The organism is uncultured Helcococcus sp., from assembly GCF_946998255.1.
Lineage (GTDB): Bacteria > Bacillota > Clostridia > Tissierellales > Peptoniphilaceae > Helcococcus.
Map to the genome: position 1 here is coordinate 1 of NZ_CAMPYN010000005.1, position 13,904 is coordinate 13,904.

Consider the following 13,904-nt stretch of genomic DNA (forward strand, 5'->3'; position numbering starts at 1 on the left):
TAACAAGTTCTTCCAAAAACTCATGAGTTAAGCCAAGTCCATGGCTGGCAATAACTTTTATATTGTTATCAAAGGCTCTTCTAACAGCTATAATATCACTTTTTCCTTCAACAACAATAACTTCTTTTATACTTAAATTATCTTCCATCTTCTATACCAAAAAATTTCATAGTATTTTTGTTAGTTTCTTCTTTTATATAGGATAAGTCCTCTACCCTCATTTTAGCTAATCTTTCGGCAACAAAATGAGTATATTTAGGCTCATTCCTCTTGCCCCTGTGTGGAACAGGTGTAAGATATGGCGCATCCGTTTCTAAAAAAACTCTGTCTATAGGAACCCTTTCTGCTACCCTTACTAAATTGTCTGCATTTTTGAAGGTTGACATGCCACCTAAGGAAATATAAAAGTCTAAATCTAAATATTTAGTCAAGTCTTCCCAGGTTTCATTAAAAGAATGTAAGAGTACTTTCATACCCTTGGCATAGTCTTTTAATATTTGATAAGTATCTTCAAAAGCTTCTCTAGAATGGATAACTATAGGTAAATCTAGTTCTTTTGCTAGTTCAATTTGGTCAATAAAGACTTCTTTTTGTTTTTCTACAGGTGAATACTCGTAATGGTAGTCCAAACCTATTTCTCCGATAGCTAAAACTTTTTTATTTTCTAAGGCTAATTTTTTGTAGGATTCCCTAGTTTCGTTTGTATAATCTTTTGCGTCATGAGGGTGGGTACCCACTAAAGCGTAGATTCTTTCATTTTTGTTAGCTAAATCTACAGCCGCAAGGCTTGATTCTAAATCTGTACCTGGTATGATTACTAGTTTTACCTTGTCTTTTTCTAAATTGTCTATTATTTCCTGCCTATCCTCGTCAAATCTACTATCGCAGAGGTGGGCATGGGAATCTATTATATATTCTGACATTATGATATTTCCGCTCCATCTTCTATATCTTCTAAAACTGATAATAAGCTAAGCTCACCATCTTTTTCTGCAGCTAAAATCATACCTTGAGATTCGATACCTCTTAACTTTTTAGGAGGTAGATTTGTTAAAACTACAACTTTTTTACCAATTAAATCTTCTTTTTTGTACCATTCTTTGATGCCTGAAACTATTGTTCTTTCTTCATCTCCTACTTGGACTTTGAATACTAATAGTTTATCAGCCTTTGGATGGTCTTCTGCACTCTTTATAAGACCAACTTTCAAGTTAAGTTTTTCAAAATCTGAAAAATCAATATATGATTCTTCTTCTTTGTCAGTTTTTGAATTTCTTTCTAAGAAAAGTTTCTCATTAGCTGCTCGGATTTTTTCTAATTCTTCTTTTAAATCAAGTCTTGGGAATAGATTTCCTCCCTTATTTACCTTGTTTCCTACTGGATACTCACCAAACTTTCTTGCTGAGTCCCAACCAAGATTTTCTGTAGCAAGTTGTTTAAATATTTCTTCTGAAGTGTGTGGTAGGAATGGTTGAATCAATTGACTTATAATCCTGATGCTTTCAACTAAGTTATAAAGGACTGTATCAAGCCTATCCTTGTCTTCCTTGATTAATATCCATGGTTGTGTTTCATCAATGTATTTGTTTGTTCTTCTAACCAGTTTCCAAATTTCTTCCAAGGCATAAGAGAAAGCAAACTTATCCATTTCCTCTTCAACTCTTGTTATTGTAGCCTCTGCTTGTTCAATAAGGTCAGCATCAAAGTCGCCTGTCTTTTTAACTTCAACAACTATTCCGTCATTATATTTATCAACCATTGATAAAGTTCTTGAGACCAGGTTACCTAAGTCATTTACAAGGTCTGAATTTACTCTGTTAATAAATTTCTCATTGGTGAATGACCCATCTTGTCCAAAGGTAAATTCCCTTAGAACAAAATATTTAAGGGCATCTATACCATATAGGTCTATATATGGTTCTGCATAAACAACATTACCTAAAGACTTAGACATCTTTGTATCATCAAATAAGATCCAACCGTGGGCAAAGACTTGCTTAGGCATTTCTAAATCTAAAGCCATCAATAGGGCTGGCCAAATGATTGTATGGAATCTTACTATTTCCTTACTCATCAAGTGAACACCTGCAGGCCAGTAATGGTTGAATTTTTCTTCATCTTCACCTAGGCCTATACCTGTTAAATAGCAACTTAAGGCATCAATCCATACATAAATAACATGGTCTTCATCAAAAGGAACTTCTACCCCCCATTCTAAGGATTTTTTAGGTCTTGAAACTGATAAATCATCAAGTCCTTTCTTTAAGAAATTGTTAACCATCTCATTTTTTGATCTTTCTGGTAGGATAAATTCTGGATTATTTTCATAAAGTTCTAGAATTTTATCTGTATATTTTGATAGTTTGAAGAAGTATGATTCTTCTTGGTGTTTTGCAACTGGTCTGTGGCAAACTGGACAATTTCCATCTTCATCTAATTGGGTTTCTGTCCAAAAAGCTTCGTCCGGTTTACAATAGTAACCTTCATAAAAACCCTTGTAGATATCACCCTTGTCATAGAGTTTTTGGAATATCTTCTTTACATTTTCTTCATGGTTTTCGTCTGTTGATCTCACAAATTGGTCATAGTCAATTTCTAGCTTTTTCCATAAGTCTTTAACTGTCGCAACAATACCATCTGTAAACTCTAAAGGTGTCATAGACCTTTTTTTAGCTTCATCTTGAATTTTTTGCCCATGTTCGTCAGTACCTGTAACTAAATAGGCATCATATCCTTGAATATTTTTATATCTTTTTAATGTATCAGCAACGATAGTTGTGTATGTATGTCCTAAGTGCAAGTTGCCATTAGGATAATATATTGGTGTTGTAATATAATAAGCTTGTTTATTCTTATCCATTTTTTCTCCTAACTTTTATTCATTTATCAATAAAATTATATCAAGTCGATTCTTCTTATTCAATTATCTAATATTATATAACAAAGTGGAAAGGTTTTTGTAAAAATAAGTATTTGACTATACTTTTCTATTAAAATATAATAGTTATATTATTAATTACTACGGAGGAAATATGATTTACAAGAAAGAACATGACAATGTTTTTGATGAATTAGTAGCCAGAGGTTACTTAGACCATGCTACTCACGAAGAAGATTTAAAAGAATTATTAGCCAAAGAGAAAGTTTCCTTCTATATTGGATTTGATGCAACCGCTGATTCATTGACAATTGGACACTTTATTCAAATTATGGTTATGATGCGTATGCAAGCCTATGGCCATAAACCTATAGTACTTCTAGGTGGTGGTACAACCATGATCGGTGACCCTTCTGGAAGGTCTGATATGAGAATGGTAATGACTAAAGAACGCATAGACCATAATGCAGCATGTTTTTACCAACAATTCCAAAGATTTTTAGACTTTTCCGATGACAAAGCAATCATGGAAAATAACGCTGATTGGCTGTTAGATATCAACTTTTTACAATTTATGAGAGAGGTTGGTGTCCACTTTAACGTTGGTGAAATGATTAAAAAAGACGCCTATAAAAATAGGTTAGAAAGAGGATTGTCCTTCTTCGAATTCTCATATATGCTTTTACAATCTTATGACTTTTTAGTATTGAACGAAAAGCATGGTACAAAGCTACAAATGGGTGGATCTGACCAATGGGCAAATATCATTGGTGGTGCTGACCTAGTTAAAAAACACAAAGGAGAGCAAGTATACGGTATGACCTTTAAGCTTTTAACTAGAGCTGACGGACAAAAAATGGGTAAATCCATGGGTGGAGCTGTATGGTTAGATGAAGAAAAAACTTCTCCATATGAGTTATACCAATATTTAAGAAATACAGATGACAGGGATGTTGAAAAATTCTTAAATCTACTTACATTCTTACCAAGTGAAGAAATAGAAGAATTAACCAAACACCAAGACGAAAGGATCAACCATGCTAAAGAAGTTTTAGCCTTTGAAATTGTAAATTTAGTTCACGGTGAAGAAAAGGCTAAAGAAGCTCAAGAAACTTCAAAAGCCCTGTTTTCAAAAGGACAAGCAGATGAAAATATGCCTAGCACAGCAGTTGAAAAATCTTTCATGGTAGAAAATCCAGGACTCTTAAACTTATTAAGTCATCTTGGTATAACCAAATCAAATGGTGAGGCTAGAAGATTGATCCAACAAGGTGGAATTAAGGTAAATGACGAAAAGGTTGAAGATCCATCCCTAGAAATTTCTGGTGACCTATTAGAAAAAGATTTAATTATTCAAAAAGGAAAGAAAGTATTCCACAGGGTAATTTTCAAATAAAATAAATAAGGAGGAAGCATGTTTTCTGCAAACAGTACAATATCTCCTTTCTTTCAATATGTTTTATATTTCTTGATTTCGGGCATAGCGGGCCTAGCTATCTACTATATGATCTATATTGGGAATAGAGCAATTGATGATAAACACAAAATTAAAATAAACTGGAACAATATAGCTAAGATTATTTTAGCAATCATGGGTGTTGTAGTTGTAGTTAATTTATTTAAGACATATAGCATCTTAGGTTCAACTGCCTTCGCCTTGTTTGTATCAGTTTTAATAGCATTTTTATTAAATCCTATAGTAAATAAACTTGAAGAAAAGGGTCTAAAAAGAGGAACAGGTACTATTATAAGTTATCTACTTATTGTTTTGGCTATATCCGTTTTACTTATAGCTATAGTGCCAGAGCTTATAAACCAAAGTAGCTTATTTTTATCAAACCTACCTTCTTCAATTAACTACACTTATGATTATATAAAAGGCTTATTAAAAGATTGGAATATAGACTATAAAGTTTTAGATAATATGAGATCTCAAATAAATAATTATTTGATAGGACTTTCAAACAATATTCCAGCTTGGACAGGTTCTTTGATAAACACAATCCAAGGTAGTGTAGGAAGTTTGGTAACCTTAGTATTGATTCCATTAATCACCTATCACTTGTTAGTAAGTAAGGATAAAATCCTTCAATGGTGTTATAACAGGATTCCAAAATCAATCAAATATGATACTGTATATCTATATAAAGAAATTAATTTTTCTATGAATGAATTCGTGAAGAGTAGATTATTAATGGCGGTATTTATTGGATTCTCAACCGGTCTAATGCTTTGGTTGTTTGGTATACCTTTCGCTTGGGTAATTGGTTTCATAACCATGCTACTTGACATAGTACCTTATATAGGACCTGTAGTAGCTACTCTTCCAGCCTTAATATTCGCCTTTATAAAATCACCAATGACCTTTGTATGGGTTTCATTCTTGTGCTGGTTCTTACAATGGGTAGAACAAAATATTGTTGGAGCTAAGCTATTTTCTGCATCTTCTGGTATACATGAACTAGTTATATTACTTTCCATAATTATTGGTGGTGGTATGTTTGGTGTATGGGGAATGATTTTATCCGTTCCTGCAGTAATCTTGATAAAGATTTTTGCAGAATTCATTTCTATGAAATTAAAGGGAATCAAGCCCGAATTTACTAAACATGTAGAAAAACAACTCATGAAAGAAATGAGAGAAGAAGAAAATAAGGCTAGAAAAGAAAAATCAAAACAAAAAAGAAATAAAAAATAAAAATTCTAATGGTCATAACTAAGTAATGGTTATGACCATTTTTATTTTAATATTTTTCACTTTTGTTATAAAATAGAAGTGTAAAAATAAAGGAGAGTATTATGGCAGAATTTAGATATAACCCACTTTTAGACGACTGGACAATCGTAAATGGACAAAGACAAAATAGACCAGATATGCCAAAGGATTATTGTGCATTTTGCCCTGGTTCAAAACAAATCAAAGATACTTATACCGTTTTAAAATATGATAATGATTGGCCTTCTATGATGCCAAATCCACCAAAGGAAGATGATGTAGCAACTGATTTTTATAAAACAGCCCCGTCTTATGGTAAGGCGGAAGTTATTTTATATTCACCTGACCACAATGCGTCTCTATGGAATTTATCTGTAGATCATTTAGTAAAACTTGTGGACCTATGGAAGGCAAGATTTATAGAAATAAAAAAAGATAAACATATACAATATATTTTAACCTTTGAAAATAGAGGGAAAGAAGTTGGTACAACCCAGCCCCACCCTCATGGTCAAATATATGGCTATGGATTTATGCCTTTAAGAATAAAAGCAGAATTAGAAAATTCTAAAAAACACTTTGATAAAACTGGAGAATCTTTAATACTTAAAATTAGAGATGAAGAGTTAATGGTTAAAGATAGGATTATAATGGAAAATGATAGTTTTGTTGTATTTTTACCATTTTTCACAGACTATCCATATGGTTGCTATCTTGTTCCAAAAGCAAATGACATCCATAGTTTTGAAGACTTTGACGAAAAAACAAGCAGAGACTTAGCTCAAATACTCAGAGACTTGCAAGGAACTTTTGACCACATGTTCGATAGAGTCTTTCCATATATGATGGGAATTTATCAAATCCCTGTTAATAGTGAATTGGAAGAAGAAAGTAAAGAGTATTATAACTTCCACATTAAATTCTTCCCACCACTAAGAGGTGAAAATTCTATAAAATGGAATGCTTCTTCTGAAACTGCAGCTTGGGCAAAGACAAACCCTAGAAGGGTAGAAGATACAGCAGAAGAATTAAGACAAGCTTATGAAAAGTGGAAAGATATTGATAATAAATAGCTTAAAAGAGTAAAGAGGGCTTTCTAGAGCCCTCTTTTATATTTCTATCAAAATCTCTTCACCATTTGCAGTTTCTATTTCTACAAATTTAAAATTGCCATTATATTTTTTCTTTGTTTCTTTTAAAATCTTCCTTATTTCTTTCGTGTCTAGGTTAAAATCAACCGTCCCATTTGAATTTTCTCTAATTACTTTTTCTAGCATTTTACTTGTTAACTTGTTAAAAACTAAAGAGTTCGGAACTCTTATATTTATAGGTCTTTTTAAGTCATCAGTTTTAATTTTAATTCTCATTATTCTACACTGATGGAAATATGTTCACCATCTTTTCCTTCTATCTCTACAAATTTTCCAAGCATACCTTTTTCTGCCATTTCAAATATTAAATCCATATCAACTCCCTTGAGCATATCTCCAAGATTGTTTCCATTTACATTCATATTTTCCATAAAACTAGTACCCATTTTCATAAAGGCAAAAGGTAAATTGACTTTTACCTTGTCGCCATCATCTAGTATTCTTATTTTCATTATCAACTCATCAACAGGTTTTCTTTGTTCTTCTTTTTGGTAAACAGTTTCAGGTTGAGCTTCATCAATTAGTAAATAATCAGTTGTTGTAGACAATATCTTAGCCAATTTAGGCATTACACTTATATCTGGATATGATGAACCTATCTCCCACTTTGAAACAGCTTGGGCTGATACTCCTAATTTCTCTGCTAAGCCAGCTTGAGTCAAGCCTTCTTTTTTTCTTAAATCACTTATTTTTTCACCTAATTTATACATAATAGATCCTTTCAAATTTAACTAGCTGTAATATATATCACTTAACTTACATACATATTACCAAGCAAAATCGAAAAAATAAACATATTAGGAGTTGAATTAGATGTATTTTTCACAACTTACAGTTTATTTTGGGACCAACTAATAGTTGAATCGTTGATTTTTAGCCATTTAAAAATTTTAAAATAAAAAGTTTAGATTTAAGAAATTCCTAAATCTAAACTCTATTTTTATATCAATATATTCTTTTCTGTTTTATTGTCAAAGAAATGTAATTTACTCTCATCTATATATAAGTTGACATCCATTCCCCTGTCAAATTCTGTATCAGTAACTAGTTTAGCTTGTAATTCATGATCATCATCTATATTTAGGTATAGAAGTTTTTCTGACCCTAGCCTTTCTATAAAACTAACTTTAGCCGATAAAGGAATCTTTGTAGGTCTTAAATCATCATAAATGTGTTCAGGTCTTATACCGATTATAATCTCCTTATCTAGATAACCTTTTTCTTCTAAGACTTTACCGTGATTTTCATCAATATGAACTTCTTTACCAAATATTTCAGCAGTGTAAGAATCGCCATTTTTTCTTACTTTACCCTCTATGAAGTTCATTTGTGGAGAACCGATAAATCCTGCAACAAACATATTTGCTGGGTGGAAATATACATTGTGAGGTGTGTCAGCTTGCTGGATTTCTCCCATTGACATTACTACAATCTTATCACCCATAGTCATAGCTTCAGTTTGGTCGTGGGTTACATAGATGAAGGTTGTACCTAATCTTTCATGTAATTTTGAAATCTCAGCCCTCATTTGAACCCTTAATTTTGCATCTAAGTTTGATAGGGGCTCATCCATTAAGAACACTTTTGGATTTCTAACAATTGCCCTTCCTAAGGCTACTCTTTGCCTTTGTCCACCAGACAAGGCTTTTGGTTTTCTATCTAGATATTGTTCTAAGTCCAATATCCTAGCTGCTTCTTCTACTTTTTTATTTATTTCATCAATTGGTCTTTTTGCTAATCTCAAGGCATATGACATATTTTCTCTAACTGTCATTTGAGGATATAAGGCATAGTTTTGGAATACCATAGCTATATCTCTATCTTTAGGTTCAACATCATTGACTAATTTATCATCAATGTATAACTCACCTTGGCTTATTTCTTCAAGTCCAGCAACCATTCTTAAAGTCGTTGATTTACCGCATCCTGATGGTCCAACAAATACAACAAATTCCTTATCTTCAATTTCAAGATTAAAGTCTTTTACAGCTGTGACTCCTCCATCATAGACCTTGTAAATGTTTTTTAATTTTAATCCTGCCATAGTCTATCCTTTCAAATTTTCTAAAATTTCATCAGTTATTTCTATTCCTGCATATTTCAAAGCAAGTAAGCAAGCTCCTTGTACGGGTTGGAGAACAGAATCCACCTTTTTAAATCTAGAATCTTTAGATAAAGCCTCTTCTATAGGATCTGTTAATAACTTTCCTATATTGAAGACTCCTCCAGAATATGAGAAGAATATATCTTCATCTTCAGCAAAATTCAACTTGTTTATTACAGCTTTTATACTTTCTACAGCCTCCTGGCTAGCTTGGTTGATAATTGATATCGCTTCTTCATCACCCATTTCCGCAGCCTTTGATAAGAGTCTAGAAAGCTGTGCAATTTCTGTCCTATTATCTTCTAAATCAAGAATAATACTTATAAAGTCTAAATCATTTTCTAATTCGTACTCAGATTTTATCAATTCATAAAGGTGTGACTTTGGTGCCCTTCCATCTGATTCTCTTCCAAAAAGTCCAATAGCTTGTCTACCCATCCAATAGGCTGAACCTTCATCTCCACAATAAGGACCCCATCCTGAAGATCTTGCTTCTGTTCCTTCAGAGTCAATGCCATAGGCGATTGCTCCTGTACCTAAAACCATATTTACACCTGGTCTTGCTGCTTGTGATCCTGCCCAACCAGCTACAGCATCATTTCTAAGGGTGAATTTTCCATCACCCAGAAGTTTTGAAAATATATCACTGAATAAAATTTTAACTTCAGGAAATGCTTCAAATCCTGGTAAACCCGCAAATAAATGACCTATATCACTTATTTCTTTACCAGCTCTTTCAAGTAAGGTGTTAATCGATTTTTCTATACTATATCTAATATCTTCTTCACTAGTTTGTTTAATATGAACTGTCGGTCCTGATTCTTTTTCTAAAATTTTCCCATTTTCATCAATCATTAAATATGCAGTTTTTGTGCCACCTGCGTCTATTCCTATATACACTTTTGACATAATACCACCTACTTATGCTTTCTGTTGTATAAGAACAATACTGTCAATATAAGCACTAGAGATAAAAACTGTATCATTAAACCAGTTTTTGATTCTATGGAATGTCCATAAAATTGTAGATAGACTCCAATAGCAAATATCACAAACAATATGAAGTTTTTTACTTTACTCTTTTTATAGTAATCCATATCTACTCCTCAATCCATACTAGGTCTGCACCAGCAATTTTAACTTGGTGAGACTTTCCATCTCCTCCATATACAGTAGTTTCTATATCATCTAGAGAATTGTTTATTACTGCATATTTACCTAATTTAGGAAATGCTGCTACTTCTATTCTCAAGTCATCAGCATAGTATTTTTTCAACTCATCTTCCTTATGACTTACATAGTGTATAGCTCTTTTTAACAATCTTGTATTTTGTGTTGAATATGGCAAACCGCTTATATAGAAAGACCTACCCTTTCCAAAATCATTTGCTGCCATATGAACTGAATGATCAAAGAAACTTAATATTTCTGTATTTTCTGTTGTTGCATAAACATTTTGTTTATCATCACCAAAGTCCAAGTCTTCAACTAGGTCTTCAGTTATAAAGTGGTCTTTTACTTCATCAACAAAGTACTTGTTGTTAGATTGTGAAAAACCTATTTCCTTATCAACACCCATTACATCTGCTAATTGGAAATATCTACCATTTGCTTGGTAGGCACTTGGTTCCCCAACACCGATAAATCCACCACCCTCGTATACAAATTTTCTTATATTTGCTACAACTTCTTCATCCATAAAGGCTTTTCCGCCTGAGAATGATGTGTATGCATCACCAGCATTTATAATTACGTCAATATCTTTATCAATTCCATTTTTTACATCATCAAAGTCGATAAATACAACATCCATATCCATTCCAGCTAAGGCTTCTGTAATACCCATATAGGAATATGATAATTTGTACCATTTTCCGTGGGCAACTATCCATGGAGACCATTTTCTTCTATCACCCCAGTGGTTCAAAATAGCCACCTTGGCAGAACTATAAGCCTTCCCTTGGGAAACTATGTCATGGATGTCTCTAAATTCTTGGGTTACTTTTTCAATATAGTCTATAAATTTTGGGAATTGGTAAGCTAGGGACATATATCCACCATAACCAATCCTATCCAAAGGTTCTCTTACTAAGGCTCTTCTTGCTTTTACCCAGTTGTCCTTACCTTCGATAGTTGGATCATTACCTTCATAGAAAGTATCTGGGAAGAAGTATGGTAAAAATCTTCCTTCTGTCATAGGTGTATTTATACTTGAAATTAATCTCAAGGTAACACCGTCACCAACAGAACCTACAACCCCATCCAATCCAATACTTTCAAAGTTTTTAGACCAAGGTTCAACACCTATATAGTGGTCACCCAAGAACATGATAGCCTTTCTACCATGTTTGTGAACTATATCCACTAGTCTTTTAGCTTTTTTAGCTACAAACTTAGAAGTGAAGTCTATATAATCTAAAAAGGCTTTAGAAGGTACTCTAAAGGTTGAGTTGTAATAGCCTTCATCAACAATATCTTCTGGTCTTAATTTATATCCATATTCCTTTTCAAATTCTTTAAAAGCCTTTGGTGATACAGAGTTTGTATAACCATACCAGTCTACATGCTTTTCTAAACCATGTTTGTTAAATACTAAAGAGAATTGGTAGAAGAATGTTGTAAACCTAATTACATCTGTCTTAGGATTTTTTTCTAAGAATTCATCTAAAAATTCTTCCAAATATTCACTGGTTGCATCATACCTTACATCTATTGGAATAGCATGAGGAACTGTATCTGGCCAATCATTTGTAATAAAATTGTACATATGAACTGGATCCCATATACAGTAGGCTAAAAACGAAACGGTATATTCATGGAATGGGATTGTTTTTACAGTTACTATATCTTTTTCTTTGTCAACTTCCCAGTCTGCAGGATCTACTACCTGTCCTGTAGTCCTATCTATAACTTCCCACCATTCTTTAGGATCATGGTCATAGTCAGCCTTGATTTGCTGGTCGAAATATTCTTTGGCAAAGTCAATTTCTGTTTCTTCACTTGTTGCTGTTACAAATTCACTCATGAGATAAAATCTTGTGATTTCTTCTTTATGGTCATTAGCAAAGTCATTGTAACCACGAGCTGTTAAGTATTTTGCATAAACTGATATTCCTTCAAGGTCTTTTAGGTCATCAGGAAGTTTTGTACCATCAGAATCCCTTAAAACATCAGCTCCCAACCTATCAATTAATTCAATTGTTTCATCATAGAAGTTTTCTTCACTTGGTAAAGTTACCCTACCATGAGTTCTAGATTTCTTATAGTCTTTTCTCATCCTTTATCTCCTCCTACCATCATACCTTCTGTTAATTGTTTTTGAACTGAAATATATAAAATTAAAGTCGGAACCATAACCAATACTAAACCAGCATAAAGTCTACCATATTGGGCAGCACCTCTAGATGCTTGTTGTAGGTTGATTAAACCAACCGGTAAGGTTCTTTTTGCATCATCTGGTAATATTGTTAAAGCTAAAATATATTCATTCCAGAAAGATAAAAAGTTAAATAAAATAACTGTTATCACAGCTGGTTTTGCCATAGGTAAAATTATATCTACTAAGGTCTTGAAATAACCAGCACCATCTATTCTTGCTGCTTCTTCATAAGATTTAGATATTGATTGGAAGAAGTTTGATAATAGATAAACTGTAAATGGTACTGCTGATGCTGCATAAATGAAACATAGTATAAGCCTATTATTTAGGAAGAATGTTACTTCAAATTTTTGGTTCAAATCTAATAGCATCATAAATATTGGAACTACAATATATGAGAGGTTTATAAACAAACCAGCTTTCATAATTCCTCTTAATACACTTCTGCCTTTAAATTCTATTCTGGATAATACATAAGCACATGGGATTGCAATTATAAGTAATATTGCTAAAGACCCTGCTGTAACGATTACAGAATTTAAGAAATAGGTCCCCATATTAGCACCTACCCAGGCATTTTTAAAGTTTTCCCAGTAGAAACCTAGGGGTAACTGCCATGGATTTTGATAGAATTCTTTGTTTTCTTTTAGAGAAGCCATAAATACCCAAATTAAAGGAATAAGTATAGAGAGGGCAAATATAGCCATTACAAGATATACAAATATCTTATATAAATTAACTTTTTTCTTCATTTCCCCTCCTAAAATTGTACTGAATCTCTATTTGTTATTCTTGATATGATAGCTGACAATATAAATGAGAATAAGAATACTACTACACCTATAGCTAAGCCGTAACCAAATGATAGATTTGAGTAAGCCTGATCATATTGGTAATTTAACAAGGTTGTAGAAGCACCATCAGGTCCTCCTCCTGTCAAAGCTTTGATAATCTGGAAGGCTATATTTATGTTAGATATAACATAGAATGTTAAAGTAGTTCTTACTGTTTCCCATGATAAAGGTAAGGTTATATCAAAAAATTGTTTAAACTTGCTTGCCCCATCTATTTCAGCCGCTTCATATAAATGATTTGGTATTTGAGACATGGTTGACATATACATAACCATATAATATCCAACAGCTTGCCATACCATGGCAGCAACTATGGAATAATTAACTATTTTCCTATCACCTAAAAATGGTATATTTGTCCATGTTTCAGGATTAAATAATTTTCCTAAGCCATTGATTAAACCGTTATCCATCCCATAAATAGCTGCAAATATCGCTGCAACTACGGCAATAGATAAAATGTTTGGAACGTAAAATATAATCCTAAGGAAATTTTTTCCCTTTAAATCTTCTCTAGTTAAAATAGCTGCAAATATAATTGCTAAAAACATTGTAATCACTGTTACTATAACCATTAAGAATATTGTATTTTGAAAAGCTTTTATAAACTTAGGATCATCCATTAGTATTTTAAAATTATTTAATCCTACAAATTCACCATTTCCAATCGTATATGCAGTTTTCTTATATAAAGAGGATTTGAAAACTGTAAAAGTTGGATACAAAATAAATACGATGTATAAAAGGAAGGCAGGTATTAAACTTAAATTTATAAAAGTTAATTTACTTTTAGAGTTTTTCATAAAACCACCATCTTTCTAA

At 32.5% G+C, this 13,904-nt stretch carries 14 protein-coding genes; 3 read left to right on the forward strand and 11 right to left on the reverse strand.

What is annotated here, in order from left to right:
- The 3 genes from Q0U66_RS05820 to metG form a co-directional block, all read right to left on the reverse strand.
- Positions 1–148: toprim domain-containing protein (locus Q0U66_RS05820; protein ID WP_366938258.1), on the reverse strand; the 148-nt coding region annotated here is incomplete at its 3' end.
- The gene (locus tag Q0U66_RS00860; RefSeq protein WP_297376498.1) at positions 138–923 is read right to left on the reverse strand and encodes a TatD family hydrolase; all 786 of its coding nucleotides are present in this window, start codon (positions 921–923) and stop codon (positions 138–140) included. The genes Q0U66_RS05820 and Q0U66_RS00860, both read right to left, overlap by 11 nt.
- On the reverse strand, positions 923–2,860 hold the full coding sequence (gene metG, locus Q0U66_RS00865) for a methionine--tRNA ligase (RefSeq protein ID WP_297376500.1): 1,938 nt from the start codon (positions 2,858–2,860) through the stop codon (positions 923–925). The genes Q0U66_RS00860 and metG overlap by 1 nt, the downstream gene beginning before the upstream one ends.
- A gap of 172 nt (positions 2,861–3,032) precedes the next feature.
- Here metG and tyrS point away from each other — a divergent pair, with 172 nt between their 5' ends.
- The 3 genes from tyrS to galT all read left to right on the forward strand — a co-directional run bounded on the left by tyrS (position 3,033) and on the right by galT (position 6,667).
- The gene (gene tyrS, locus Q0U66_RS00870; RefSeq protein WP_297376502.1) at positions 3,033–4,274 is read left to right on the forward strand and encodes a tyrosine--tRNA ligase; all 1,242 of its coding nucleotides are present in this window, start codon (positions 3,033–3,035) and stop codon (positions 4,272–4,274) included.
- A gap of 18 nt (positions 4,275–4,292) precedes the next feature.
- Complete coding sequence (locus tag Q0U66_RS00875; RefSeq protein ID WP_297376504.1) at positions 4,293–5,576, forward strand: AI-2E family transporter; 1,284 nt, start codon at positions 4,293–4,295, stop codon at positions 5,574–5,576.
- A 101-nt stretch (positions 5,577–5,677) separates the two neighbouring features.
- Complete coding sequence (gene galT, locus Q0U66_RS00880) at positions 5,678–6,667, forward strand: galactose-1-phosphate uridylyltransferase (RefSeq protein WP_297376506.1); 990 nt, start codon at positions 5,678–5,680, stop codon at positions 6,665–6,667.
- Positions 6,668–6,703: 36 nt separating this feature from the next.
- Here the strand turns inward: galT and Q0U66_RS00885 are convergent, their stop codons facing one another.
- The 8 genes from Q0U66_RS00885 to Q0U66_RS00920 form a co-directional block, all read right to left on the reverse strand.
- Positions 6,704–6,961 carry a hypothetical protein gene (locus Q0U66_RS00885; protein ID WP_297376508.1) on the reverse strand — a complete coding sequence of 86 codons (258 nt, stop codon included), beginning with the start codon at positions 6,959–6,961 and terminating at the stop codon, positions 6,704–6,706.
- Entirely contained in the window at positions 6,961–7,455 is a 495-nt protein-coding gene (locus Q0U66_RS00890; RefSeq protein ID WP_297376510.1) for a helix-turn-helix domain-containing protein, read from the reverse strand. The genes Q0U66_RS00885 and Q0U66_RS00890 overlap by 1 nt, the downstream gene beginning before the upstream one ends.
- 230 nt (positions 7,456–7,685) lie before the next feature.
- The gene (ugpC, locus tag Q0U66_RS00895; protein ID WP_297376512.1) at positions 7,686–8,789 is read right to left on the reverse strand and encodes a sn-glycerol-3-phosphate ABC transporter ATP-binding protein UgpC; all 1,104 of its coding nucleotides are present in this window, start codon (positions 8,787–8,789) and stop codon (positions 7,686–7,688) included.
- A 3-nt stretch (positions 8,790–8,792) separates the two neighbouring features.
- Positions 8,793–9,758: an ROK family protein gene (locus Q0U66_RS00900; protein ID WP_297376514.1), complete on the reverse strand. Its 966-nt coding sequence runs from the start codon at positions 9,756–9,758 to the stop codon at positions 8,793–8,795.
- Between the two features lie 8 nt (positions 9,759–9,766).
- Positions 9,767–9,946 carry a hypothetical protein gene (locus Q0U66_RS00905; protein WP_297376516.1) on the reverse strand — a complete coding sequence of 60 codons (180 nt, stop codon included), beginning with the start codon at positions 9,944–9,946 and terminating at the stop codon, positions 9,767–9,769.
- A 2-nt stretch (positions 9,947–9,948) separates the two neighbouring features.
- Complete coding sequence (gene gnpA / locus Q0U66_RS00910) at positions 9,949–12,126, reverse strand: 1,3-beta-galactosyl-N-acetylhexosamine phosphorylase (protein WP_297376518.1); 2,178 nt, start codon at positions 12,124–12,126, stop codon at positions 9,949–9,951.
- Positions 12,123–12,980, reverse strand: a complete 858-nt coding sequence (locus Q0U66_RS00915) for a carbohydrate ABC transporter permease (protein WP_297376520.1) — start codon at positions 12,978–12,980, stop codon at positions 12,123–12,125. The genes gnpA and Q0U66_RS00915 overlap by 4 nt, the downstream gene beginning before the upstream one ends.
- Positions 12,981–12,988: 8 nt before the next feature.
- On the reverse strand, positions 12,989–13,885 hold the full coding sequence (locus Q0U66_RS00920; RefSeq protein ID WP_297376522.1) for a carbohydrate ABC transporter permease: 897 nt from the start codon (positions 13,883–13,885) through the stop codon (positions 12,989–12,991).
- Positions 13,886–13,904: the final 19 nt, after the last annotated feature.